This window comes from Domibacillus antri, assembly GCF_001936625.1.
Lineage (GTDB): Bacteria > Bacillota > Bacilli > Bacillales > Domibacillaceae > Domibacillus > Domibacillus antri.
Genome location: NZ_MSDU01000022.1, coordinates 41,825 through 68,005 on the forward strand (window position 1 = coordinate 41,825; position 26,181 = coordinate 68,005).

Below are 26,181 nucleotides of genomic sequence, written 5' to 3' on the forward strand. Positions count from 1 at the left end.
ATCATATGTTAAAGTTGCTTAAATCACATGTGTCTGTGCGTAAATATAAAGATGAACCGGTTTCAGATGAAACGCTTCACGAACTTATCGCGGCGGCTCAAGCGGCGGCATCGTCACATTTTGTGCAGGCCTATTCCATTGTCGATGTCACGGACCCGGACAAAAGAGACCAACTGGCGGAGCTGTCGAAAAATCCGGTTCAAATAAAAGGAGCTGCCCGCGCGCTTGTTTTTTGCGCGGACTTGAAGCGTCTTGATTATGCGGCGGCAAAGCATGGGAAAACCGTTGAAGCGGGCACTACAGAGAATTTTATGGTGGCGGTCATTGACACAGCGCTGCTTGCGCAAAATTTTGTTGTGGCGGCGGAGTCACAAGGATACGGCATTTGCTACATTGGCGGCGTGCGCAATAATCCGGAGCCGATCAGCCGGCTGCTTGGGCTTCCGGATCATGTGATTCCTTTGTTCGGGTTGACATTCGGCGTGCCGGCGCAGACAAATGAAGTGAAGCCGCGCCTGCCGGTGGAAGCTATTTTACATACGAATGAATACGATGAAACAAAATACGAAACGCTTCTGGACGACTATGATGAAACGATGCGTCAATATTATGCCAGCCGTTCATCCAACAATAAAGCCGCGGGCTGGACGGAAGGAATGGCTGACTATTTATCCGAACCGCGCCGCGCGTATATGCGTGACTTTGTTCGATCAAAAGGATTTTTACAGACATGAGCAGGCATGATCAACTGACAGTATGGACGGAAATGATTCAGGAAAAGTTCGGACTTGCCGGCTACACCTGCTTCGAAACAGTGACGTCCTATGAAAAAAATGAATGGAACGAAACAGATTACCGGTTTACGACCGAATGGCTGCCTCCTGGGTATACAAGCCGCAAAGAGGATGAGTCTAATCCGAAAGGCACGGCGGTCATTGAAATCGATGTGAAAACGGGCCGGCTGAACAGCATTATTTTTGTTGGCAGAAAAGCGCCGGAAAACGGATTCGCTTTTTCAAACGGTTCGAAAGAAGAAGTCATTCGCTGGGTCGAGCAGGAAACGGGCTGGACGTACGGCGATCAGTTTATTGATTTCAAATCAGATCATACATTTTCTTTCAAGACCGCCTATAAAGGGACGCCTGTTGTTCCGGAAGGGTTCATTGATGTGTCACTCGATGGCGAGAAAAGGCTGATCTTTTTCACGGTCCATGGCTTAGTGCCGGAACAGGCAATAGAAGCTGACTTTCAATTAACGATGGAATCGATTGAGCCGCTGGCAAAAGACCGGCTTGTGTTTGTCGAATACCCGTCAGCAGAAGAGGAAAAATGGCTCCCGGTTTACATGATGGATGAACAATTGATCGATAATGAAACGGCCAAACCTGTACAGGAAGACCGGGATCTTCTCACGTGGAAGACAATGAAAAATAAGAAAGTGAAGCGGAAGCTTGTGCAGATGGCGCCGGATGAACTCGACGAAAACCTGATTTTCGATTTCCCGCCTCACCCTGACACAAAACCGATCACCAAAAAAGGCTGTAAGAAAATAAGGGAAGCAAGCATTGAATTTCTGCAAAGTTATGTACCGAAAGAAAGCGGAGAGTGGTCGTTGTCGCATGTCAAACGTTCGCGCGGCCTGATCGAAGCGAGGCTGACCAATATAAAGGATGTTTCGGTCGTTCCGCGTACGTGGAAGCTTTTGCTGCATAAAGATTCATATGAAGTAATCAGCTACATCGACAGCAGCTGGATGCTCGATCAGGCAGCGGAGTATGAACAAGCGGAAAAGCCGGTACTCTTGAAAGAAGAAGCGTTTGAGAAAATCAAACCGCATCTGGAATTGAAGCCGGTGTATGTATACGATGGACAAACGTATCGGCTATACGGGCAAATTGATTCAAAAGCGGCGGTTCATGCGGCAAGCGGTGAAATTCTTCATTTTTAATCGAAAGAGGCGGTCCCTTGCATCGGGGACGAGCCTCTTATTTTTCTAGCGGCGGGCTGCCGCTTTTTCATGTACATGATCAAATACAGACCAACAGGAGGAATAAAGGTGGAAAAATGGGCGTTTGTATCTGATTTTGACGGAACGATTTCGAAAAAGGATTTTTACTGGCAGGTCATTGATAACTATTTTCCAGAAGGACGCGAACTATATACAAAGTGGAAAAACGGCGAGTGGAATGACATTGATTTTCTGGCAAAAGTCTTTGCGTCTATTAACCGGAAAGAAGAGCAGATTACGGAAGATATTTTATCGATTCCTGTTGATGAAGATGTACCAGATTTCGTGCGCCGCGTTCAGCAGGCGGGAGGAGACTTTTACATTTTAAGTGCTGGTACGGACTATTACATCCGCCCAATTGTCAATTACCTCGGCCTGGAACAAGTAACGGTTTTTTCAAATAAAGGCGTCTTCCGCGATCAAAACATTCAGCTTGAAATCGATCCGAATCACTGGAGCTACTCAGAACGGTACGGCATTGATAAGGCAGCGGTGATCAGGCGGCTGAAAGAAGAATATGACATTGTGTATTTTGCAGGAGACAGCGAGCCTGATTCCCATCCGGCCGAATTGGCGGACCGGACGTATGCGACAGGGGCATTGCCGGATATTTTAGATGAAAAAAGTGTATCCTATGTACGATTCAGGCGATTTAACGATATTGCGGCAGATCTTGCCGCGGAAGGAAGACTGCCGAAATGATCAGGGAGAGCTGAGTATGCGGCTTCTCCAATGGGTTTTAAAAAAATTTCGTCAGATTGATCAAAAAAAGAACTTGTTTTTTCAGAATAGCCCGTCTATAGTTATATAGTAAAAACAACTGTAAAGACAGGAGTTAAGGTTATGGCAGAAAAGACAATTTCACAGAAAAAGCTGCTCGGTGTGGCCGGTCTTGGCTGGATGTTCGATGCGATGGATGTCGGGATGCTGTCGTTTATCATCGCGGCACTGAAAGCAGAATGGGATTTAACGCCTGAACAGATGGGCTGGATCGGCAGTGTCAATTCAATCGGCATGGCAGTCGGCGCGCTCGTGTTCGGTTTATTTGCGGATCGTGTCGGCCGGAAGAATATTTTCATTATTACATTGCTCATGTTTTCACTTGCAAGCGGATTATCCGCCTTCACGACAACGTTAGCGGCCTTTTTATTTTTACGTTTTTTTGTCGGAATGGGGCTTGGCGGAGAGCTGCCGGTTGCATCCACACTTGTATCAGAAAGTGTACCGGCGAAAGACCGCGGCAGAGTGGTAGTGCTGCTTGAAAGCTTTTGGGCGTTCGGCTGGCTGTTAGCAGCAGTGATTTCCTACTTTGTCATCCCTTCTTACGGATGGGAGGCAGCACTGATCATCGGAGCATTGCCGGCATTTTATGCGCTCTATTTGCGGTTGAAGCTGCCGGATTCACCGGCTTTTTCTCCGAAGAAAGCGGAAAAAAGGTCGATCGCGCAAAATATGCGCGATGTCTGGTCAAAAAAGTATTCCCGTTCGACCCTCGTATTGTGGGTCGTCTGGTTTACGGTCGTTTTTTCGTATTACGGCATGTTTCTCTGGCTGCCGAGTGTAATGGTCATGAAAGGGTTCGACATGATTCAAAGCTTTGAATATGTACTGATTATGACATTAGCGCAACTGCCGGGTTATTTTACGGCGGCATGGCTCATTGAACGAGCCGGACGAAAATTTGTGCTTATCACCTACTTACTCGGGACGGCAGCTTCTGCACTCGTATTCGGGAATGCGGAAACGACGGCTGTTTTGATCGGTTCCGGTATTTTATTGTCGTTCTTTAATCTCGGCGCATGGGGGGCTTTGTATGCGTACACCCCTGAGCAATATCCGGCCGTTATCCGCGCAACGGGTGCCGGAATGGCGGCATCAGTCGGACGAGTCGGCGGTATTTTAGGTCCGCTTTTAGTCGGTTCGCTCATCGCATCCGGCCAGTCCATCGGCTTTATTTTTGGCTTGTTTTGCGCCAGTATTGTCATCGGCGTCGTCGTTCTCGCGGTGCTTGGACGGGAAACGAAACAGGTTGAACTGGAATAGAGGAGAGAAAGGAATGAAAACAGGGAAGCTGAACGGCTGTCATGCTTCCCTGTTTTTCGTTTTTGGTATAATCATTTCGGAGGGATGCTGCCTAATGAAATATATTGTACTCGGAGCGGCCGTTTTAGTTATTTTCTTCCTTGTGATCGGCACCGCGCTATATTACACGCTTTAATCAAATCGTAATGTGATTTAATCCGGCTGACATCCGCATGTAACCGGAGCCGGTTATACTTGCCTCAAGAAACGCGAAAGGGGCGCAGGGAGCATGAATTTTTTTCTTTTCATGTTTATCACGTTTATCATTGTGATTGCGGTTGCCAGCGGAGGATTGCACATCTTATTCAAACATCTGCATAACTATTTAGGTCAAGATCGATAATGCAAAAAAACCGCCTGGATGGATGATCCGGCGGTTTTTTCATGCAAGAAAGGCGTAGTAAAATGCGGCAAAAAAAGTAATGGCGAATACGGCAACGAAAAGGAGCCGCTGCTGTTTTGAGGCTTTTTTCATCGCCACATCTTCAAACGTCATGAAAATGGCGATCACAGCCACTAAAATGGCGAACCGGCTCCATCCATCCGGATAAGCCGCAACCCCATAAACAAGCGCGAAAATAATGAGTACCGTCCGGAACAGGACCCGGAATTTCGATGCAGTCAAATGATCACGTCCTTTCATTCTATCGTAGCGGATTTGTGAAAAATTGTACAGATAAAGCGAGCCACAGTTAACTATATACGGAAAAAGACGGGCGTGTTAAAATTAAGAAAAAAATGGTTGTGTGAATGAGGGAGCGAACGTGGAAAGCGCTAAAAACATACTGCATCCAAGAGTAGCTTTGACAAAAAATATGGAGCTGACGAGTGGAGCGCATCTTTTATATGTCTATTCCGATCATGAAAAATATATTGAAAATGCAGTATCGTTTCTTGCCGCCGGCCTTGAATTTGGACATGGTGCTGTTCTGATCGAACACCGGTCCATGTATGAAAAGGTGATCGACCGTCTTGCTTCAAAGGGGTTCAGCCAGAAGCAGCTGGATACGATTATATTCGCGGACAATGATGAGTTTTACGGAGCGCATCAGTCGTTTAATATTTCGGCAGTGTTGAAGACGTTTGCTGATGTGATCAAGCCGTATACAGAGAATGATATTCCGGTCAGAACATGGAGCAAAGTACGGTGGGGAGAGGGGCACTGCTGCGTGCTTGAAAATCTGCCCATTTATGAATTGCAGGCCGATCAAGACATTGAATCGGTTCGAATTTTTACGGTTTGCTCGTATAACGGTGCTGAAATTCCGGCCAATATTCATATGGAATTAATGAAAAGCCACCAGTATGTCATGACGGATACGGAATTGACCCCCTCATTATTTTATCGAAAACATAATCACGCTCCTTCATTATTTATGGAAGAGCAGCTGGAAGAAAAAATTCATCATCTCAATGAAGAGTTTCAAATGATCAATTCCCATTATAGAAATTTAATTGCAGAAATGCCGGAGCCTGTATTGATAACAGAAAACTTCCGGATTATATATGGCAACCGAGCGGCTGCACAGCTCTTTGAATGTGAAATGGACGCATTTCCGGGCAAATCGATTTGGGCCATTTTTCAGCCGGAATTTCACGAGGCCATTCGCGGCCGTTTTTATCAGCTGACCATCGGTGAAAAGCTGCCGCTGGCGGAAATGCAGGTGAAAACATTCAAAGGCAGTATCATTGACGTGGAAGTTGTCAGTTTTCCCTTTGTCTTTCATGATCCGAGTCAGTTTACAGATATCTCCATTATCCGCAGTATTAAAGAGCGGAAAGAGCATCAGCAGCTGACAATTAAAACGGAAAAGTTAAGCATTGCCGGGCAGCTTGCCGCAAGCATTGCCCATGAAGTACGCAACCCGCTTACGTCCATTAAAGGTTTTGTGAAACTCGCTAAAGAAGGATCAATCAATTCGGACCATTACAATATCATTGAAGATGAAATTGACCGGATTGAAACGATTGCGAGTGAATTGTTAGTACTCGGGAAACCTCTTTCGATTGACATGAAAATGTGTGATGCGGGTAAAATGCTGCGCGACGTCTGCATGCTTTTGCAGCCACAGGCCGTTATGAAGCGGATTGACATAAAGTACGAGGATGTAAATGATGGGTGTCCGGTTTTTTGCAATGCGGGACAGATGAAGCAAGTGTTCATTAATATTATTAAAAATGCCATTGAAGCCATGAATGACGGCGGGGTCATCCGCGCATCCGCTCAAATAAAGGATCAATTTATTGTGATTTGCATTGAGGATGAGGGAAAAGGGATACAGGAAAGCGTGCTTGAAAGACTCGGTGAACCGTTTTACTCAACGAAAGAGGATGGCACCGGACTTGGACTGATGGTTTGCTTCAACATTGTGGAGCAGTACGGCGGGAAGATTGATGTTCATTCGGAGGTAAATGCCGGCACGGCCTTTACGATCCGCCTGCCTATTGGAGAAAATTGACGGCGTGCCTCAGGTCACTAAAAGGGCGTTTCAAAACGGACAAGCAGCTGCCCGTTACAATCGAGCTTGGAGAGAATGAGTCTCTTCAAGCTTTTTTTCACTCTTTTTTCATCAGCTTGTAGTATAAAATAGAGAAGAAAGGAAGTGGACCGGATGAATATTCTGCTGGCGGAAGACGATTTGCAGCTTGGCGAATTAGTCCGTTTTATGCTGAAAAAGAAAGGCGGATATAACGTGGACTGGGTGACAGAAGGGGAAGATGCGTATGATTATGCCTCCGCTTCTCATTATGATGTACTCGTTTTGGACTGGATGATGCCGAATGGCGATGGGATTGATGTGTGCCGCGATTTGCGCCGTGACGGGTATTCAGGTGCGATTTTAATGCTGACGGCGAAAGATGCGGTGGAAGACCGGGTTGCCGGGCTCGATTCCGGTGCGGATGATTATCTCGTCAAACCGTTTGAGATCGATGAACTGCTTGCCCGTCTTCGTGCCCTGACACGCCGCAATTATGCGCCGATCGTCGAAGAAACGGTTTCGATTCAAGGGATTGATTTGAACCGGAACAGCCAGACGATTCACCTTGGCGGGGAATCGCTTCAATTAAGTCCGCGTGAATTTCAGCTGCTCGATCTGCTCGTGCAAAATAAAGGGCAGGTGCTGACGCGTGATCTCATTTTAGACCGCATCTGGGGCTATGACGCGGATGTCACGACGAAAACGATTGATGCCACCGTGAAACTTTTGCGGAAAAAACTCGATGTATTCGGCCGCCAGGACATCATTCAAAGCATCAGAGGGGTCGGGTATAAAGTTGAAGAGTAAGTTTTGGAAACGCGGCGAACGCGATCTGTTTAAAGGAACGCAAACGAGACTGACGATGCAGTACAGCGGCCTGCTCATGCTGTTTCTCGTCTTGTTTATCATCATCGTGTATACGCTTTTATATATGGTTATTTTACGTGACCAGGAGCGTGAATTAGAAAAGTTAACCCGGCAGGAAACGCGTATTATCAGCAATTATTTAGCGGAAAGTGCCCGAAATGAACTGCGGGGGCTCGGCAGTCAGGAACTCGTTCTTGCCGGTGTCGATCAGTTTTTCTATTATGTAGTCGATGCACAAGGCAATCTGGTGATGGGCAGTGAAACGATCCCCCATTTGCGGAACGAACTGCTTACACTTGTTGCAGGCTGGGTGCCGGAGCGGAATCAAATTCGGGAAGAAACGCTCACAGTGACGTTTCCGGAAAGAAGAATTGGCGGGGAAGAAGTCGAGCGGCCATCCGGTTCAGATAAGGTCCGGCTCATGATTGACGGGAGCCCCATTTTTTACAACAATCAGTTTATCGGGATGATTTATATCGGAAAAGATATTTCATTTGCGTATCAGCTGTTTAACTGGCTGCTCATTGTGCTGGCGGGCTTGATGGTATTATTTGCCGGTGTGGCGGTTTTCTTGAGTTATATGATGTCGAAAAAAGCGATGGGGCCGATTTCAAACGCCTTTAACCGGCAGAAGGAATTTGTCGGGGATGCGTCTCATGAACTGCGCACGCCGTTAAGTGTCATGCTCTCATCAATTGATGCGATGGAAATGACCGACGGTGTGGAAGAAGATCCATTTGCACAAAAATTGCTGCGGAATATGAAGCTGGAAGTGAAGCGGATGACCGCTCTTGTCAGCGACTTGCTTGTACTGGCACGGGCCGATTCAGGGGGTGTCGAACGGTCGTATGAACGGTTTGATTTGAATATAGAGGCGGAAAATGTCATTGAATCGCTGACGCCGCATGCGGAAGCGAATCAAATCTCGCTGCATTTACATGCCCCTGATGAAATGAACGTAATGGGTGACCGCGAACGGTTAAAGCAGCTGCTTTACATTTTGCTGGATAATGCGGTGAAGTATTCACCGGATGGCGGCCATGTCACGTTGACGCTGGAAAAAGGGGAAAAGGAGTGGACGATGTCGGTCAAAGATGAAGGCATCGGCATTCATCGGGATGACCTGCCCCGCATCTTTGACCGCTTTTACCGGTCTGATAAATCACGGACGCGCGCACTCGGCGGTCACGGCCTGGGCCTCTCCATTGCGAAATGGATCGCCGGTATTCACAATGGATCGATCCGTGTGGAAAGTGAACCTGAAAAAGGAAGTACATTTACAGTCTATATACCGTTGAACCAAACGGCCTCCACAGCGAAAAAATAATTCGCCGTTGAGGCCGTTTTTTTATGTGGGCAGCGGATGATGAGCATGAAGAAAATTAGAAATGTTCTTTCCTCTTTTCACCGTCTTTTCACTTTTCTTTTTTACAATCAAGTCAGATCAAATGATAGAAATAAAAAGGAGAGATGATAGATGGAAACGGAAGAAAGATATTCGGCACCGCAAAAAAAAGAAAAAGGGTTTATGAAAATGGCCGCTGCTTCATTTACGGGTGTCCTTGCGGGCGGAACGATGATGTTTTACTTATCACCGGCGATCACGGATATGACGGCACCGTCTGTCAGTGACGCAGCAGGGAACATTACTGTTCAGCCAGCCTCAATGGCTGCTTCATCAAAGGATCTGGTCAGCGCGATTGATGCGGTTGACGAAGCAGTTGTCGGGGTCGTGAATTTGCAGGCGCAGCAGCTGAACCTATTTGGCGGACCGGCGGTGGAAACATCGGATACAGAAAAGGAACAGGAAGCGGGAACCGGATCAGGGGTTATTTTCAAAAAAGGTGAAAAAACAAGCTACATCGTAACAAACAATCACGTTGTGGAAGGGGCGGACACCGTCGAAGTGGCACTTGCCGGCGGTGAACGTGTCGAGGCAAAACTGGTCGGAGCAGATGCGCTGACCGATTTGGCTGTTCTTGAAATTTCCAGTGCCCATGTAACGGAAGTGGCGGAGTTTGGGGATTCAAGCGCCTTGAAATTGGGCGAACAGGTGGCGGCAATTGGAAATCCGCTCGGCCTTGATTTATCGAGCACCGTGACCGAAGGAATCGTGAGCGGCGTCGATCGGAGCGTACCGGTCACGACATCTGCGGGCGAGTGGGAGCTTAATGTCATTCAAACGGATGCGGCCATTAACCCGGGCAACAGCGGCGGCGCACTTATTAACAGCGCCGGTCAGGTCGTTGGCATTAACAGCTTGAAAATTGCCGAAAGCGGCGTCGAAGGACTCGGTTTTGCCATCCCGTCGGAAGATGCGATTCCGGTCATTGAGGAATTGATGGAAAAAGGCGAAGTGCAGCGGCCATATCTCGGCGTCGGTCTTGAAGATGTCAGTGCGCTGCCGACTCATGCGCTGCAGCAGATCGGCCTTCCGGAAACCGTGACAGCAGGAACGGTAATTTCTCAGGTGGAAACAGGATCACCGGCGGATAAAGCAGGGTTTGAAGCGGGCGATGTGATTGTGGCGGTAAATGATACGACAGTAGGCAGCACCGCTGATTTCCGAAAATATTTATATAATGAAGCGGAAATTGGTGATAAAGTGGTCATCAAATTTTATCGGGACGGCAAGAAAAAAACGGTTTCGTTAACATTATCTGCACAAAGCCGGTAATTTTCACTGAACTTTCACCAAGGCTGGTTAAAGTAAGCATTGTACCATGCCAAGATCATATTTAGGAGGAAAACAAAATGAAGAAAAACAAATGGGTTCATTACATCATGACAGGTGCCCTATCACTGGGAGTGTTAGGAACAGCAAGCTTGCCGGCGCTGGCTGCCGCCAGCGAAACAGCACTTGACAGTGAAACAAAGAAAAAAGTGCAAACCGTCATGGATACCCTTCGCACAAAACTCGCAGACATCGGTGTAGACTTGCCCGAAAAAAAAGAGAAAGGCGATTTATTTGCGAATTTGGATGAAGAGACAAAAGCAAAAGCGGAAGCCATTATGGAAAACCTTCATAACGGAACGATAACGCATGATGAAGGAAAAGAACAGCTTGCTGCCCTTGGCTTGGAGCTTCCGGAACGAGGTGGACATCGAAATCATGGCGGCAAAGGGGATTTTCTTGCCGGCTTAGATGAGGAAACAAAGGCAAAAGCGGAAGCGATTTTAGAACAGAAGAGAGAGGGCACCATAACGGAGGAAGAAGCGGCGGCACAGCTTGAAGCCATTGGCGTCACCCTTCCGGAACGCGTTGATCCATTTGCGGATCTCGATGACGAAACAAAAGCAAAAGCGGAAGCCATTATGGAGCAGCATAGAGAGGGGAGCCTGACGCATGAAGAAGTAGACGAGCAGCTGGCGGCTATTGGCGTAGAGCGTCTGGAACGCGGAGGCAAGAGAGGCCGCGAAGGCGATATTTTGAAAGGTCTGGATGATGAAACGAAAGCGGAAGCAGAAGCATTACTTGATGAGGCTGAAGCTGAACTTGAAGCGCTGGGAGTCGAAAAAGTGCCATTCCGTTAATCGGCAAGGGGGTGTCTTAATAAATGTTTGAGACACCCTTTTTCATTTCTACAGCCGGATTTTCTGATTTTGGGCCGGAATGTTTGCTGTGAAGGCCGGATGTTTGGTCATTCGGCCTTCACGAAGCAGAATCCGGCCATTCACACTTATGGGACCATCCGTTTTATTTTTTTCTATCAGATCAGTTTGGATAAATTTACATAATATAGTATAATAGGGATATATATGGTGAATGGAGGAATCACAATGGATTTCTTGCATGGATATGATTTTATTACGCCGACGAGTCCCGCCGCTGCTATTTTCTTTGGGCTACTTATGTCCGTGATGACAGCCTTTCTCGCGTATCATGAAGTAAAAGACAAAAAAGTGACCGTAATGGCACTTGGTACGGGGGTTGCAGTGACATTCACCGGCACTGCGCTGCTGAAGGCCATTGGATTTTACGGATGATGGGTGTTCATACCGGGGATTTAATCTTTCAGCTGCTTATGCCCGCTGTTTCATTATTGCTTCTCTTTTTTGGCAGCCGCGCCAGGAGAAATCGGTCGAGACAACTTAAGCGGATTGAACGGAAGCTGGATGAAAAACGATGATTTTGGAAGCCTTCTATACAATTGGAATCGGATTGCTGCTTGGGATTCCGTTGTTGGCACTCGTCCTTCTGATCGGGCGCGCCGGAAAAAAATGAAAAGAACAGTCCTGAAAGCCAGCTGTGATGGACGAAGGACTGTTCCTTTATTATAAGATCTTTATTTTAACCGTTCGTCCAATTGGATGCCGCTATTTTTCTGGACGGGAAGCCGGACAAATTCAGTCTGATGGATTGGGGAAATAACCGCAATGTGATAGTGGACGCTATACGATATTTCCAGGCGGTCCATGGATAATGCGGGCGACGAAAGAATCCTTTTTGTTTTGCGGATTTCGTGAATAGGTATCCGTTTTTTGATCGGACCGGAATAGATCGTTAACTCATCGCCGCCTATTTCATAGCCGGTTTTGAACCAGCTCCATACCATAAACACACCGGGCGGAGCGGTGAAAAGCAGCATAAAATAGTCCTTCTCGATAAACGGAAGCATCAGGCAGACAAAGGCAGCGATGGCGGATATAGGATAAATCCAGAGATCTTTTTTTGTCGGAAAGTACATATGGATCACCCTTTTATTTCCATCTTATCATGTTTTTGATCCGCACAAAACAGGGTAAAGGACGGGAAGAAAGGGGGAATGGTGATGAACATCACATCTGTCAGTCAGACACCGGACAGCATTTCATTCACCTGGACCGACCCGTCACCAGAGAAGCGGATTTGGAAAGACGGGAGAGAAATATATAACGGTTCCGGCCGAGAATTTACAGACACCGGGCTTATCCCGGGTACGCTCTACTCTTATGTGATAGAAGGCGAAGAGACGCTTAAAATCCAGACCGCTACGGCGGTGAAACGGGAAGATAAAAATGAAGATATTCCACTGCAGGAACTGATTGTCACAACGGTTGTGAAAGACGGCGAAGTGGCTATGGCGTGGGAAGAGATAAAAGGGGCCGGTGAATACGAGATTTACCGGAATGGCGATTATGCCGGGACAGTGAAGGAAGCGGGATTCCGCGATCAAGACCTCAAAAACGATGAATCATACGCGTACCGGATTAAAGCGACGCGTGTAATGGAGCCGGCTGAAGAAGACGGAAACGATGAGCCCTCTTTGATTTCGAGGATCATCGGCTTCTTCAAAATCACTGAAAACGAAGATGATGCGCTCGTTGAAACATTTTTTATTGATAAAGACATCGGCCGTCCCGCCCAGCATTTGAACTATAAGCCAGCTGATGGGAAAGAAAAATTCTTCGTCCGTTATACGACCTTTTTGAAAGACAAGTGGATTCCAAATCCGGTATTCTTGTCGGACATGCGCTTTTTCGAGGGGGATAACCGCGGGTTTCATCCTAGATCAAGCCGGTATCGGACGAGGGCTGATGTGCAAATAAAAGGCGGTTCCGTAACACTTTCGCGGGATGTCGGCGCATCGAGAGGCTATTCGTGGAACAAACAGCTGATTAAACAGGACAGGGCACCGGATGAAGGCATTGAAATAAAGGGTGTGCAGGAAGATGCGGAGAAAGTATCGTTTTTACTGACGCATTCTGTTGGCAACCCGCTCGTGCCGGCGCCCGATATTGTATACGAAGTGTATATGACATTTTACAAAAACGGCGTGTTTGATGTGAGCGGCGAACACGATGAAGCCCCGCATCATGAAGTATATCTAAAGCAAGGCGAAGACTCCTGGCAGCCGCTGCACCTTTCAAAAAGCCGCGGATTGGAGCGGCTCGCACCCCCGGCAGCAAACCGTTTCTGGCGCATGTCGAACATGAGGTGATTGAAGACTGTCTCAGGCGTGAGCAGTCTTTTCTTCAGTCAAATGACGCATACATAACGGACAAGCCTTTTTGAAAAAATATAACAGGAGAGAAAGGCATGTTTGTTTTCCGAACAGCGGGTTGTATATCGAAAAAAGGAGGGAGCATCTATTTATGGTGATCGTTGCATTCAGCGTGCTGATGGGCCTCGGATGGTTTTTATTAATAACGGGAATGCGTAAAAAGGGGAAAGAGTTGAATGATTTTAAACCGGCAATTGTGTGTATGGCCTTGTCGGTTTTATTATACAGCAGCAGTTTTTTATGGCCGGTGGAGAATGATTTTATCCGAATCGGGTTAAGTTACGCATCGGTTTTATTCGGTATTTTGTTTGTGCTGACGGCATTGTCCGCTTCAACAGCCGGCAAATATCAGGGAAAGTAATCAGGTATATAGAAGTATGACTAAAATTAACATACTTTTTTCACAATTTCCGTCAATTCACCTCTTTTAAAATAGGTATATATTACTGGATACGATCTGATTGTGCTAAGATCAATTTATAAACGGATCGTGTTTTACAGGTTGCTGCTGGAGGGGGAATTGGCGGTGAAAAGTGTACAGGAATTTTCTGTTGAAGAACAAGCACAGCATTTGTGGAAGATCGCTACAATCGTTGCCATCATTGCGCATTCGGTCTGGAGCATTATCTTTATCTTGACGGATGCATGGATATTAGCAGCTGCCAACTTTGTGACATGTCTGCTGCTGACCGCCGGCATGTTTTTCCTTATTGAAGCCGGACGGTGCCGGCTTCATTCAATTTTATTGATGATGGAAATCATGGTGAATCCTTCTCTATCCACTTTTTTGACCGAATGGGATGCAGGATTTCATTATTTTGTATTTACCGCCGTCTACGCTGTGATCTTTTTGCCGTCGATTTTAAATGTGTGCAAGATGCTGGCCGTTCTTGGAAATCTGGCTTTATATCTTGCTCTGTATCACTTGACTCTTTTTCAATTCGCTCCATATTACGAATACAGCGATCAAATGATCCGTGTGTTTTATCATGTAAATGTGTCGATGGTGTTTATTATTGTCTTTATAATGGCTTCTTTGTTCAGAGCCACGGTGGATAAAGGACTATATACATTGACGGATTCAAACAAAAAATTGTCGAAAATGGCGGGCACTGATCCGCTGACAGGTCTTTTGAACAGGCGTACAATGTATGGGCATCTCCATGAAGCAATGGAAAAGGAAAAGAAGGATCATACACCCTTTTCGATTTTGCTGATGGATGTCGATAATTTCAAGAAATTTAATGATACATATGGCCACGAGTGCGGTGATATCGTGCTCAAAACGTGCAGTGAATTGCTCAGTAAAGCGATATTAAAAGAAGATGTCGTTTCCAGATGGGGAGGGGAAGAGTTTCTCATTTTACTGAATGGCGCGGATGAAAAAGAAGGGGTGGCGCGGGCTGAACAGCTCCGAATGATCGTTGAAAAACAGCAAGTGGTGTATGAAGGGGAAGCGCTTGCCGTCACGATGACGATTGGCTGCGCACAATATAACGGTGAAGCCCAAATGGAAAAGCTTATAAATCGCGCGGATCGGATGTTAATAAAAGGGAAGAGCAGCGGGAAAAATAAAGTCCTATGTGCGAAAAGATGAAATCCGGTTGAGTAATGGACTCAGCCGGATTTTGTTTTTTTCTGGAAGAAGAAAGTGTGCGGATATGCGGCTGGCAGGGGAACATATGTATAAAATTGTCTGTATTTTCAGTAGAATTGTAGTATAATAGCGAAAAAGAAGCAGGGGGCTTATTTTTTCCATGACAGGACAAAGAAGTGGGGGAAGACGAAAAAGGAGACGGCTAAAAAGATGGGTTCGGTTAACGTTGGCAGCGCTTTTTTTGCTCATTTTTGTCACGCTGCTGGTCAATTTATTGACAACTCCAGATGAAAATGACGTGAGCGATACCACAAAAACCGAAACGGAAAAAGAACCGGACAAAAAAACCATTACGGTCAGTGCAGCCGGTGACTTTACGCTTGGAACGGATGAAGCGTTTACATATGAAGGCTCATTTCCTCATGAAGCGGAAAAAAATGGACTGTCGCATTTTACTACGGAATTGGACGGGGTGTTTGAAGAAGATGACCTGTCAACGGTCAATTTAGAAACGACATTGACGGAAGCAACGGAAAAAGCAGCGAAAAAGTTTCGTTTCAAAGGCGATCCGGAATATGCGCAAATTTTGACGAATGGCGGCATTGAAGCCGTTAACCTGGCGAATAATCACATTTATGATTACTTGCAGCAGGGATATGATGATACTATTGCGAGTCTTGAAAAAGAAAAGATCGGGTATTTTGGCTACGATCATCAATATGTGACAGAAATAAAAGGCGTAAAAGTCGGTGTGCTCGGCTATGAAGGCTGGAATGATACAGCAGAAATCCGAGAGCAGGTAGAATCCGATATTCAGCAGCTGCGAAATGACAGTGTCGGCATTGTGATCGTTCATTTCCACTGGGGGATTGAACGCAGCTACGTACCGGAAGAATCTCAAAAGACACTGGCCCGCTTTACAGTGGATGCGGGAGCCGATCTTGTTGTCGGCCACCATCCTCATGTTATCCAGGGGATTGAAGAATACAACGGGAAATTTATCGTGTACAGTCTCGGCAATTTCATGTTCGGCGGCAACCGGAATCCGGCTGATAAAGATACATTTGTGTTCCAGCAGACGTTCCATTTAGAGGACGGCAAGCTGACCGGTCAAAAAGACATCAATGCGGTCCCATTCTCCATTTCATCGCTGACGGAGCGGAACAATTACCAGCCGAAACGACTTGATGGAGCCGAAAAAGAACGTGTCATGAATAAAATTATAGATGTATCCAATCAAATTAATGGAACAGAAGCAGTCTGGATGATATATCAGCAAGAAACAGCCGCTGAATAATCACCGGTTGTTTTTGTTGGTGCAAAAATCACCCTCAGGAAAAAAAGGAGCGTACAGAGAAACGTTTGAGCTTTTCTCATAGCGGCATTTTTTGATTTAATGCCACGCTTCTTCAAGAGTATTTTGAAAAAGCAAATCAAGCTTCCGGGTTGGATCTGGCCTATTCACCTGGAGTTTTTTCGCATAAGATTCCATTCGGGCAATTTCAACAGTTAAAAAGTCATTCATCAAGTCAAAACGCATTGCTGTATTTAACGTTTCACCGGCGATTTTTTGTTTTAAAAGACGCTCGAATTCCATTTTCACTTCTTTTTCCGGTACAGTTTGTTCAAGCAGCGTTTGCAATTCGAGCGGAGGAAAGGTATGATGCTGCTCAATCCATTTCGCCGCCAGAACAGGGCGCAAAACATTGATATAATGTTTCGGCGTCACTTGACCGCCGCGCAAAATTTGACCGAAATTTTGATTGGCCATGTTCAAATAATGGTACAGACAGGAAGAAGGGGAAAAAAGACGTTGCTTCATTTTTTTCATTTCCTCGATGGCGGAATACGCCTCGTAATAAACAATGTTCGAGCCAAGCCATTCGAAAAGAGGCGGATTTGATTTTCGAAACAGTTTCAGCGCTTTCGTCAGCTCCCAGCCGCTCACATCAAGCAAAACGTTGACCGGCAGCTCGATCACATCACGTTTTTTTCCGATACCAACCGGATCGATGCTTAAATAAGAGTCGGGCGGATGAACATAAATGAACCGCACATCATAATCGCTGTCTTTTGACGAAACGCCCCATGCCCGGCTGCCGGATTCACAGGCGTACAGCACTTTCACATGATGGTCCTTTTCAATCTGTTCGAGCGTTTTTAAAATGGTCTCTTTCAAAAAAACACCTCCTGCTGATTCCCTTTTGAAGAAGGGGAGTCTCAATGAACGTTTGAGACATCCCTTGGAAATTATGACCGCTGAGATTCGAGTACTTCTTTTCCGAATGAAAGGCAGTCGCCGCAGATCGAAACGCCCGGTCCGGCGACGAGCTCGTTCATTTCTTTTTTGGGCTGACGGCAGAAGGAGCAAGTATCCATCTGGGGCTGTTCCGGACGCACTTTTTCCATTGAGCTGTACAGTTCATCGATCACAGCTGGCTCAATATAATCGAAACCGCCTTTCAGCTTGAGGGCGATTGTGGTGTAAGCAACCGCCATTCCTTCGTAAAATCGCTGCCGTTCCAACTGCTGACTCTCATTTATTTTTTCTTCGCAAAGCCGGCTCAGTTTTTCCAATTCCAAAATGATATCTTCAATCTTAGCCCCTCGAAACGTCTTTTTTCGGAAATCATCCATTAAGCGTTCGCCCCTTTGTATACATTTGTGTACATAATAATATATTCTATAGATCAAATATTATCCCTTTTAATTTCCTTAATTGATTTGTACTGGAAAAAGAGAGCTGTGGCGATTTTTAGAAGGGTAAATTTGGATTTTTATGACGGAAACCATCAAGATGCTTCTATCTTTATTGAGGAAGAGGATTGAGATAATTACAATGGACCTGCTTCATCATAACCTCATAATGCGTTTTTGATGGCTAGATAGTTAAACGCTGCATTTTTATATATTTGGATTATAAATGGGTATTTGACCTGTTATTCCCTTTTGTGACATACTATTGTTAGTGTGTTTTGGACGTTTTTATAAAATGATGTCCTGTTGTGAAACTAAAAGCAAATGTATCGGCTATTTATGACTTAAACTTCTTTTCAAACGTTTTGAACGAGTTTGCTGCCGCTCGATATTTTATTAATTTTTCTATTGGCGGCGTAGTCATGTAAATATCGACGGGGGGTCATCGATGAATGTAATGGAGCTTAAAACAGAAAAAGAGATTTTATCGGCTTTTCCGGTGATGAGCCAGCTGCGGACGCATTTGGATGAAAAGATGTATGTGGAGCTTGTCAACGAGGCGATGGAAAAAGACAGCTATCGCTTGTTTGCGTTAATAGATGGGGAGAAGATCGTTGCGGTGACAGGCTTTAAGCCGATGATAACATTGTATTACGGCCGGTTTGTATGGGTGTGTGATTTGGTAACGGATGCGGCTGCCAGGTCAAGAGGCTATGGAGAAAAGCTACTGGAGTTTGTGCAGGAGTGGGCGGATGAAAACGGGTATGGGCAGGTGGCGTTGTCGTCTGGATTGCAGCGGGAGGGCGCGCATCGTTTTTATGAGGAAAAGATGGGGTATGAGCGAGTAAGTTTTGTCTTTAAAAATTCGCTGCATTCCTGAAAGGGTACAGGAGCTTCAAAAAAAGGGATGGAGAGGGAAACGAAACCTCCGTTCAAATCATTGGGTGTGCACTAGCTATTCGTTCCATAATAGAGAGAGATAATTCCATTTTCTTAAGCCGGGCGGAGCGTGATATAATAAATTGGAAATGGAAAGGGAGTGCATGGATGGAGCAGGATGCGCTGAGGGCGGAAGTGATTTCGTGGATCAAGACGATTGTGCTGGCGGTTGTACTGACGGCAGCGGGAAAGTATTTTTTCTTTGAAGGACTTGTTGTGCACGGGGAGTCGATGTCGCCGACATTTAAAGATGAGGACAAGGTTATTGTATCGAAAATGAGTGAAATTGAGCGTTTTGACCAGATTGTTTTTCGTGCGCCGGATTCGGATAATAATTATATTAAACGGGTGATCGGCGTGCCGGGTGATACAGTGGAGATGAAAGATGATGTGCTGTATATTAACGGAAAAGCGGTGGACGAACCGTATCTGGATGAAAATAAAAAGAGTGTGCTGGTCGGGCAAAAGCTGACCGGTGATTTTACACTGGCGGAAGTGACGGCCCATGATACCGTCCCGGATGGGTATTTATTTGTGCTAGGTGATAACCGGACGGTGAGTAAAGACAGCCGCATGTTTGGCTTTATTCGGGAAGAATCGGTCATTGGTGAAGTGCAGCTGCGCTTTTATCCGTTAAATGAAATAAAGATATATTGATGGAATGATTGGTCACGATCACGCCAGGATAAGGAAAAACGCCCCGCTGCCGGGACGTTTTTTTTATTTTCCCTCTGCAAATCCATTTTTTGACCGGGAGCAAATATGTTGTCTTTGTAAAGATAGTACATTCAGAATATGCAGAATTATCTTTATAATGTAAAATATAGACGAAAGAATGGATAATTTGTCATAGAAAGGAAATGTGGCCGTATGTATATCCCAATTAGGTGGGAAATTTTGCTCCCTATTATTACGTCACTTGTTCTTGTTTTTGCGGGGTTTTCGTTCTTTTTGACGAATCAGATGGAACAGTCCTTGGCGCAAAAAGGAGAAGCGGTTGTTGCATCGATTCAGATCGGCTTGGAAGATTCCATTGTGTCACGAGAGACAGCGGAGTCGATTTTAGAAAAAGAAATGGTCGGTCAGGCGGCGATGACGGCTCTTTTATATGATAAAGGAACGACTTACGAGGAGCTTGTGCAGCTGTCTGAGAAGTCCGGGCTTGATGAGTTCTGGATTACGGATGGCGAGGGAAACACCGTCCTTACCAATATGGCATCGTCCGTTGATTTCAATTTCGGCAGTGATCCAGATGGACAGGCGTATGAATTTATGAAGCTGATTTCCGGTGAAGAGACGGTCGTGACGCAAAAAGCGGCGGAGCGTTCTGTCGATGGAAAGTTTTATAAGTTTGTCGGTGTCACCGGCTGGGATGATGAGAGGATCGTACAGGTTGGCCGTGACGGGTCGATGCTTGTCGAGATGGATCAGAAAATCGGTGTTGCGCCGATGATGGAAAAGCTGAAAAGCGAGCTGAGTGAAGAAGTGAAATATGCCGCTGTTTTAAATGAGTCAGGGGATGTCATTGCCTCAACGGATGAAAGCGTGCCGCCTGAATCGGATATTACAGATGGAAAACGATGGGAAGGCTCCGTGAACGGAGAAAATGTCATGTATTTTGCCAAATCGTTACCCAACGGTCAAATGCTGGTCGCGGCACTTTCCAATGAAGTGATGGAAATGGTTCAAATATATACAGGAGCTGCGGCATTAATCAGCGTACTGCTCGTTATTTTGATTACATATTTTATTGTGCGGACGTTATTGAAGCCGCTCGGTGTCATGACGTCATCGCTTGAAGAAATCAGCAATGGAGAAGGGGATTTAACAGCGCGTCTGCAGGTGCCGGCCAAAGATGAAATCGGCAAGCTGGCGTCCGCTTTTAATAAAACGATATCTGAAATTCAACATATCATTGTTGAGGTTAAGCAGACGGCATCCCAAGTTGTGGAATCATCTGTCTCATTAGCCGCTCTGACCGAGGCGGCAGCTCATGAAACGGAATTCGTGTCAGATTCGGTGCGCCGTATTGAATCAGGAGCGGCAACGCAAACGGCGATGACCGATGACTGCGTGCAGACGACGGCTGATCTCGCCCGTAATATTGAGCATATTGCCGAAGCGGCCGGCGATTTATTCGGACAGTCAGAGCGGACGAAAGAAGCGGCGGAAACAGGTCATACTGTTATTACGGAAGCGGTGGGTCAAATGCAGACCATTGACGAATCCGTGCAGGCATTGTCGGAAACAATCGGTGTCATTCAATCCAATACGGTTGAAATCAGTTCGTTTTTATCCACGATTTCCGCTATTTCGAACCAGACAAATTTACTGGCGTTGAACGCGGCCATTGAAGCGGCCCGCGCAGGAGAACATGGACGCGGATTTTCGATTGTCGCCGATGAAGTACGCAAGCTCGCGGAACAGACGAACGAGGCAACCGGACAAATTCAAGGATTAATTGAACGCATGCAGCAGGAAGTGGAGCGGTCATCGAGCAGGATGACAGAAAGCAGTGAATACGTGGCTAAAGGAAAAGAAATTACAGAAGAAGCGGGACAGTCGTTTATGAATGTCCTGGAAGAAATTCATGGCATGGCGGTCAGGTTGCAGGCGATTACAAAGGCGACGGATGAAGTATCCGCCGGTACCGAGGAAGTAAATGCGGCGATTGAAACCATTGCCGGCGCGTCACATGAAGCGAAAAACCATATTGAAGACATTGCGGACAAATGTGCCTCGCAAGGCGAGCGGATGAATGACATGAGCGAAAGCATTCAGGAACTCCGTGAAATGTCTGAACAGCTTCACAGCAGCGTTCATCATTTTAAGACAGCATAGCCCGGGAATGGAGAATAGAACCTTTGGAGAAGAAAAGCGGCTTGTGTGGTATACTGTTTCGTAATGATGAATAATGAAGAAAAGAGGCAAAACATGCTTACATTTGAAGAAAAAAAAGCCATTATCGATACATTTCCGCAGCTAACCGCGAAAGATGTGTCCATGAAACGCGTCAATTATCACTTTGAAGACAGTCTTTACGAAAAAACCGTCGTTGTGTACCATCTTCATCCGAATGGAAACGGTTTTGTTTTTGTCGGTGATCTGCCAGGTTACGAGGCGAATGAAAAAGGGCTCGTCAACATTCGCGAAGCATCAGAATCAGAACTGCGGGCAGCTATTGCCGATTCGATTCGCTACCTCTCGGACAAAACAGAAGAGGAAGTCATCGAACAGGAGCCTATTTCAAAGGAAGAAGAATGGCGTAACCGGGAAGGACAAACGCTGCTCTTAGCGAACGAAGATGAACTTTGGAATGTGTACACCGGATTAAATCTGGAAGAGAGCTTTGAATCCTTTAAAGAAGCGGAGCGCTATTTGCTGGAGGAAGGATTCCGGCCGAAATAAAACTTGGCCGCGTTCCAGTCCGGATGCCCACGCAAAATAGAAATATAGACACAAGAAAATAGGCCGCGCGTACCGCGGCCTATTTTATGTTGTAATACTCTTTTATGATGTGCATAAACTCGTGTAGTCCGGGTTCCGTTTCTAAATTAACGAGCATACCCCGCAGAACCGGGATGCGGGGCTGCCCGCTTTTTATTTCACTTTCGATGACGTCCAGTGTAATACGGATGTCTTCCTTTTTCCATTCTTTTTTCAACTCGATGAGCCAATCCAAAATCGTTTTATCATTGATCCGCTCTTTAAATAAATCATTCATAGCAGCCGGATCAATAACCGGGGCAGCTGCCCGTTTTCGAAAGCCTGCTTCCATATCGTCTGCACAGGTCAGCACAAATCGGGCAAAGCGGTTGTAGTCAATTTCCACTTTATCCATCATCATGACATGAAGGAACGAATGCTGAATGCCTTGCAGCGCAATCGACAAGTCCCAGAAATACGGTTTAATGGAATCCCCGTAAATCGATATCAGCCGTTTATGAAAAAATCGATGCGTTTCCATCCGCATTTTGAAAATAAACGCTTCAATTTCATCATTAAAAGGAATCGCATTTTCACGTGCCTGCATGATGAGAAATTCTTTATGCCGGTGAATTTCGCGTACCTGACATTCTATCTGCTGAACAAATTTATCTCTAGGCTCCAGATCTTCCTCTTCAATTTGGCTCAATTGATCGTACATTAACTGAAAATAATAGTGTAAAATCGCCAGCAGCAGGGCTTCTTTTGACTTGAAATGCAAATAAAAAGCGCCTTTTGAAATGCCGCATGCGGTTGCAATTTCTTGAATGGACGTCGCGTTGAAGCCTTTTTCCGCAAATAATTTCATGGCTTGTTCAATGATGAGTTTTTCTTTTTCGTTCATGATGGTCACCTCATATGTCTATTATGACCCAATGGTCACTTATTTGAAACAATTTTTTTATTGACGACTGACCGGTTAGTCATATATATTTATGGAAAAAGTGACCGATTGGTCAAAAAGGAGATTGTTCATGAATGGCTTAATTAATTTCGTCTTGAAAAACAAATTTGCCGTTTGGCTGATGACGATCATCATCACGGCGGCAGGTCTGTATTCCGGGCTTTCGATGAAGCTTGAGACGATTCCAAATATTACGCCGCCGATCGTAACGGTGACGACGGTGTATCCAGGCGCGACGCCGGAGGAAGTGGCGGACAGCGTGTCGGAACCGATTGAAAAGCAGCTCCAAAATTTAAACGGCGTAAAAGTCGTCAGTTCGACGTCGTATCAAAACGCCTCGTCTGTGCAGGTGGAATATACGTTTTCCACCGATATGGAAAAAGCGGAGCAGGAAGCAGCAGAAGCGCTGGCGGATGTGGACTTTCCTGAAAACGTACAGGAGCCGGATGTTTCCCGTTTAAGTATTAACGCCTTTCCGGTTATGGCGCTTAGTATTTCCGATGAAAACGTAACCTTGGCAGAACTTACGAAAACAGTAGAAGAAGAGATTTTACCGGAAATTGAAGGATTGGACGGTGTCGCATCCGTTCAAATTTCCGGTCAGCAAGTGGAAGAAGCAACACTCATCTTTAAAGACGATCAGTTAGCACGGCTGCAATTGGATGAAGAAACGGTTAAACAGATGATTCAGGCGTCCAACATGAATGCGCCGCTTGGATTGTTCACGTTTGGCGACACGGAAAAATCCGTGATGGTCGATGGCAATATTTCAACGCTGGAAGACTTGAAAAATATGCAGATTGGTCCGGCTAAACTGTCTGATCTTGCCGATATTCAAATGGAAGGAAAAGCAGAATCCATTTCAAGAACGAACGGACAAGAATCAATCGGCCTGCAAATTGTGAAATCAGCAGACGCCAACACGGTAGATGTTGTAAACGCGGTGAAGGAAAAAGTAACCGAGTTTGAAGCGGATTTTGAAGGATTAACGGTCACGTCGACGTTTGACCAGGGCGGTCCAATTGAAGAATCGGTTCACACGATGCTGAACAAAGCCTTATTTGGCGCGCTTTTCGCAGTCGTGATCATTATGCTGTTTTTGCGTGATGTGCGTTCGACAGTCATTTCGGTTATCTCGATTCCACTGTCCATTTTAATTGCGCTCATTTGGCTGAAACAGATGGACATTACGCTGAATGTGATGACACTTGGTGCGATGACAGTAGCGATTGGCCGGGTAATCGATGATTCGATTGTTGTTGTAGAAAATATTTATCGCAGGTTGTCACTGCAAGGAGAAACATTACGCGGGAAAGAATTGATCCGTGAATCGACGAAGGAAATGTTTGTGCCGATTATGTCGTCAACCATTGTGACGATTGCTGTGTTCTTGCCGCTCGGTTTAGTGGAAGGCATGGTCGGTGAATTATTCCTGCCGTTCGCATTGACCGTTGTGTTTGCCCTTTTGGCATCGCTTTTGGTGGCAGTGACGATTGTACCCATGCTCGCACACACCATGTTTAAAAAAGGTGTGAAAGCGAAAACGCATGAAGAGAAGCCGGGGAAACTGGCTGCGTGGTATAAGTTCGTGTTGAACTGGACATTGAATCATAAAATTATCACGTTTGTCATGGCCATTGCGCTGCTTGCGGGAAGTTTCCTGCTCGTTCCAAAAATTGGAGTCAGCTTCCTGCCTGGTGATGAAGAGAAAATGGTCATTGTGACGTATTCACCGGAACCAGGGCAGACACAGGAGGAAGTTGCAGATCTTGCAGCGGATGCAGAGAAATATTTTATGGACATTGAAGATGTAGAGACCGTTCAATACTCCGTTGGAAGTGAAAACCCGATGAGTCCGGGACAGTCGAACAGCGCGATGTTCTATGTCATGTATGATGAAGAAACAGAGAACTTTACAGAGAAAAAAGAAAAAGCGATTGCTGATTTACAGGCGAGTGTGGAAAAAGGAGAATGGGCGTCACAGGACTTCTCCGCCAGCGCCGTCAGCAACGCCATTGCCGTGAATGTGTACGGTGAAACGGTTGAAGATATTGAACCGGTCGCCGGAGAAATTGAAGAGATGATGAACGACAGCGGCTCGTTTAAGAAAGTGGAAACAGGACTTGCGGATTCCTATGAAGAATACACACTCGTTGCCGATCAGGAAAAATTGGCGGCAGCCGGTTTGACAGCTGGACAAATTGCGATGGAACTAAGCCCGATGCGTGAACGTCCCGTATTGACCACGGTTGAAAAAGACGGGGAAAATATCAATGTGTATTTAGACGTGCCGGTGGAAGCATATGAAACCATTGATGATTTGACAGGAAAAGAAGTGGCATCACCGCTTGGCACATCCGTTGCGATCCGCGATGTGATGACAGTGGAAGAAGGCGAAACATCGGATACGGTGAATCGCCGTGATGGGAAAGTATTCGTCGATGTGAGCGGCGAACTGGAAGGCGATGACGTTTCAGCAGCCTCCGCGGATTTGCAGGCGGAACTGGATAAACTTGATCTGCCATCCGGAGTAGAAGTCTCAATGGGCGGCGTTACGCAGGATATCAACGAATCGTTCACGCAGCTTGGACTTGCGATGCTCGCGGCAGTAGCGATTGTCTATCTCGTGCTTGTGATTACGTTCGGCGGCGGACTTGCACCGCTCGCGATTTTGTTCTCCCTGCCATTTACGATCATCGGTGCACTGGTGGCGCTATTGATTGCAGGCGAGACGATCAGTATTTCCGCTATGATCGGCGCCTTGATGCTGATTGGGATTGTCGTCACGAACGCGATTGTCTTAATTGACCGTGTGATTCATAAAGAAAATGAAGGTCTGTCGACGAGAGAAGCTTTACTTGAAGCCGGATCAACTCGACTTCGTCCGATCTTGATGACCGCACTTGCGACAATCGGCGCCCTGTTCCCGCTTGCACTGGGACTTGAAGGCGGCGGATTGATTTCGAAAGGACTCGGCGTAACCGTCATCGGCGGTTTGACAAGCTCCACGCTGTTGACGTTGGTCATTGTGCCAATCGTGTATGAAACACTTTCTAAATGGATGCGGAAAAAAGCATAATGAAGCAGCAGGCAGTCTCCATTGAAGGAGGCTGCCTGTTTTTTTGGTGGTATGGACG

The 26,181-nt window shown here is 46.1% G+C and carries 25 protein-coding genes; 20 read left to right on the forward strand and 5 right to left on the reverse strand.

Features of this window, described 5'->3' with window-relative positions; all coding sequences use genetic code 11:
• Positions 1–5 precede the first annotated feature (5 nt).
• The 5 genes from nfsA to BTO30_RS17225 all read left to right on the forward strand — a co-directional run bounded on the left by nfsA (position 6) and on the right by BTO30_RS17225 (position 4,226).
• A complete protein-coding gene (nfsA, locus tag BTO30_RS10625; RefSeq protein ID WP_075398703.1) occupies positions 6–734 on the forward strand; it encodes an oxygen-insensitive NADPH nitroreductase in 729 nt (242 codons plus the stop codon).
• The gene (locus tag BTO30_RS10630; RefSeq protein WP_075398704.1) at positions 731–1,948 is read left to right on the forward strand and encodes a hypothetical protein; all 1,218 of its coding nucleotides are present in this window, start codon (positions 731–733) and stop codon (positions 1,946–1,948) included. Before nfsA ends, BTO30_RS10630 begins: the two co-directional genes overlap by 4 nt.
• Before the next feature lie 108 nt (positions 1,949–2,056).
• Entirely contained in the window at positions 2,057–2,710 is a 654-nt protein-coding gene (locus BTO30_RS10635; protein WP_075398705.1) for an MtnX-like HAD-IB family phosphatase, read from the forward strand.
• A gap of 141 nt (positions 2,711–2,851) precedes the next feature.
• The gene (locus BTO30_RS10640) at positions 2,852–4,051 is read left to right on the forward strand and encodes an MFS transporter (RefSeq protein WP_075398706.1); all 1,200 of its coding nucleotides are present in this window, start codon (positions 2,852–2,854) and stop codon (positions 4,049–4,051) included.
• A 13-nt stretch (positions 4,052–4,064) separates the two neighbouring features.
• Positions 4,065–4,226, forward strand: a complete 162-nt coding sequence (locus BTO30_RS17225; RefSeq protein WP_158023588.1) for a hypothetical protein — start codon at positions 4,065–4,067, stop codon at positions 4,224–4,226.
• A 246-nt stretch (positions 4,227–4,472) separates the two neighbouring features.
• Here the strand turns inward: BTO30_RS17225 and BTO30_RS10645 are convergent, their stop codons facing one another.
• Positions 4,473–4,715: a hypothetical protein gene (locus tag BTO30_RS10645; RefSeq protein ID WP_075398707.1), complete on the reverse strand. Its 243-nt coding sequence runs from the start codon at positions 4,713–4,715 to the stop codon at positions 4,473–4,475.
• Between the two features lie 139 nt (positions 4,716–4,854).
• Between BTO30_RS10645 and BTO30_RS10650 the strand changes: the two genes are divergently transcribed.
• The 6 genes from BTO30_RS10650 to BTO30_RS10675 all read left to right on the forward strand — a co-directional run bounded on the left by BTO30_RS10650 (position 4,855) and on the right by BTO30_RS10675 (position 11,424).
• Positions 4,855–6,549: an ATP-binding protein gene (locus tag BTO30_RS10650; RefSeq protein ID WP_075398708.1), complete on the forward strand. Its 1,695-nt coding sequence runs from the start codon at positions 4,855–4,857 to the stop codon at positions 6,547–6,549.
• Between the two features lie 153 nt (positions 6,550–6,702).
• On the forward strand, positions 6,703–7,377 hold the full coding sequence (locus tag BTO30_RS10655) for a response regulator transcription factor (protein ID WP_075398709.1): 675 nt from the start codon (positions 6,703–6,705) through the stop codon (positions 7,375–7,377).
• The gene (locus BTO30_RS10660) at positions 7,367–8,764 is read left to right on the forward strand and encodes a sensor histidine kinase (RefSeq protein ID WP_245796427.1); all 1,398 of its coding nucleotides are present in this window, start codon (positions 7,367–7,369) and stop codon (positions 8,762–8,764) included. The genes BTO30_RS10655 and BTO30_RS10660 overlap by 11 nt, the downstream gene beginning before the upstream one ends.
• A 150-nt stretch (positions 8,765–8,914) precedes the next feature.
• The gene (locus BTO30_RS10665) at positions 8,915–10,114 is read left to right on the forward strand and encodes a S1C family serine protease (RefSeq protein ID WP_075398710.1); all 1,200 of its coding nucleotides are present in this window, start codon (positions 8,915–8,917) and stop codon (positions 10,112–10,114) included.
• 77 nt (positions 10,115–10,191) lie between these two features.
• The gene (locus tag BTO30_RS10670; protein WP_075398711.1) at positions 10,192–10,971 is read left to right on the forward strand and encodes a hypothetical protein; all 780 of its coding nucleotides are present in this window, start codon (positions 10,192–10,194) and stop codon (positions 10,969–10,971) included.
• Between the two features lie 246 nt (positions 10,972–11,217).
• Positions 11,218–11,424, forward strand: coding sequence for a hypothetical protein (locus BTO30_RS10675; protein WP_075398712.1), 207 nt, complete (start codon positions 11,218–11,220; stop codon positions 11,422–11,424).
• A gap of 299 nt (positions 11,425–11,723) precedes the next feature.
• Here BTO30_RS10675 and BTO30_RS10680 read toward each other — a convergent pair whose 3' ends face one another.
• On the reverse strand, positions 11,724–12,125 hold the full coding sequence (locus tag BTO30_RS10680) for a PH domain-containing protein (RefSeq protein ID WP_075398713.1): 402 nt from the start codon (positions 12,123–12,125) through the stop codon (positions 11,724–11,726).
• 84 nt (positions 12,126–12,209) lie between these two features.
• On the opposite strand from BTO30_RS10680, the gene BTO30_RS10685 reads away from it, so the two are divergent.
• The 4 genes from BTO30_RS10685 (at position 12,210) to BTO30_RS10700 (ending at position 16,315) form a co-directional block, all read left to right on the forward strand.
• On the forward strand, positions 12,210–13,358 hold the full coding sequence (locus BTO30_RS10685; protein WP_075398714.1) for a DUF3238 domain-containing protein: 1,149 nt from the start codon (positions 12,210–12,212) through the stop codon (positions 13,356–13,358).
• Positions 13,359–13,512: 154 nt separating this feature from the next.
• A complete protein-coding gene (locus BTO30_RS10690) occupies positions 13,513–13,782 on the forward strand; it encodes a hypothetical protein (protein ID WP_075398715.1) in 270 nt (89 codons plus the stop codon).
• A gap of 165 nt (positions 13,783–13,947) precedes the next feature.
• Complete coding sequence (locus BTO30_RS10695) at positions 13,948–15,018, forward strand: GGDEF domain-containing protein (RefSeq protein WP_075398716.1); 1,071 nt, start codon at positions 13,948–13,950, stop codon at positions 15,016–15,018.
• Positions 15,019–15,178: 160 nt separating this feature from the next.
• Positions 15,179–16,315, forward strand: coding sequence for a CapA family protein (locus BTO30_RS10700; RefSeq protein ID WP_075398717.1), 1,137 nt, complete (start codon positions 15,179–15,181; stop codon positions 16,313–16,315).
• A 96-nt stretch (positions 16,316–16,411) separates the two neighbouring features.
• On the opposite strand, the gene BTO30_RS10705 is transcribed toward BTO30_RS10700, so the two are convergent.
• Positions 16,412–17,197 (reverse strand): nucleotidyltransferase domain-containing protein, encoded by a 786-nt coding sequence (locus tag BTO30_RS10705; RefSeq protein ID WP_075398718.1) that lies wholly within the window; start codon positions 17,195–17,197, stop codon positions 16,412–16,414.
• Between the two features lie 71 nt (positions 17,198–17,268).
• Entirely contained in the window at positions 17,269–17,655 is a 387-nt protein-coding gene (locus tag BTO30_RS10710; RefSeq protein WP_083632377.1) for a ClpX C4-type zinc finger protein, read from the reverse strand.
• 508 nt (positions 17,656–18,163) lie between these two features.
• Between BTO30_RS10710 and BTO30_RS10715 the strand changes: the two genes are divergently transcribed.
• The 4 genes from BTO30_RS10715 (at position 18,164) to BTO30_RS10730 (ending at position 22,062) form a co-directional block, all read left to right on the forward strand.
• The gene (locus tag BTO30_RS10715) at positions 18,164–18,595 is read left to right on the forward strand and encodes a GNAT family N-acetyltransferase (protein WP_075398719.1); all 432 of its coding nucleotides are present in this window, start codon (positions 18,164–18,166) and stop codon (positions 18,593–18,595) included.
• A 167-nt stretch (positions 18,596–18,762) separates the two neighbouring features.
• Positions 18,763–19,311: a signal peptidase I gene (gene lepB, locus BTO30_RS10720; protein WP_075398720.1), complete on the forward strand. Its 549-nt coding sequence runs from the start codon at positions 18,763–18,765 to the stop codon at positions 19,309–19,311.
• 213 nt (positions 19,312–19,524) lie between these two features.
• Positions 19,525–21,495: a methyl-accepting chemotaxis protein gene (locus BTO30_RS10725; RefSeq protein WP_083632378.1), complete on the forward strand. Its 1,971-nt coding sequence runs from the start codon at positions 19,525–19,527 to the stop codon at positions 21,493–21,495.
• A gap of 93 nt (positions 21,496–21,588) precedes the next feature.
• Entirely contained in the window at positions 21,589–22,062 is a 474-nt protein-coding gene (locus tag BTO30_RS10730) for a hypothetical protein (RefSeq protein WP_075398722.1), read from the forward strand.
• Positions 22,063–22,141: 79 nt separating this feature from the next.
• Here the strand turns inward: BTO30_RS10730 and BTO30_RS10735 are convergent, their stop codons facing one another.
• A complete protein-coding gene (locus BTO30_RS10735; protein WP_075398723.1) occupies positions 22,142–22,984 on the reverse strand; it encodes a TetR/AcrR family transcriptional regulator in 843 nt (280 codons plus the stop codon).
• A 130-nt stretch (positions 22,985–23,114) separates the two neighbouring features.
• Between BTO30_RS10735 and BTO30_RS10740 the strand changes: the two genes are divergently transcribed.
• Positions 23,115–26,123, forward strand: coding sequence for an efflux RND transporter permease subunit (locus BTO30_RS10740; protein ID WP_075398724.1), 3,009 nt, complete (start codon positions 23,115–23,117; stop codon positions 26,121–26,123).
• Positions 26,124–26,181 lie beyond the last annotated feature (58 nt).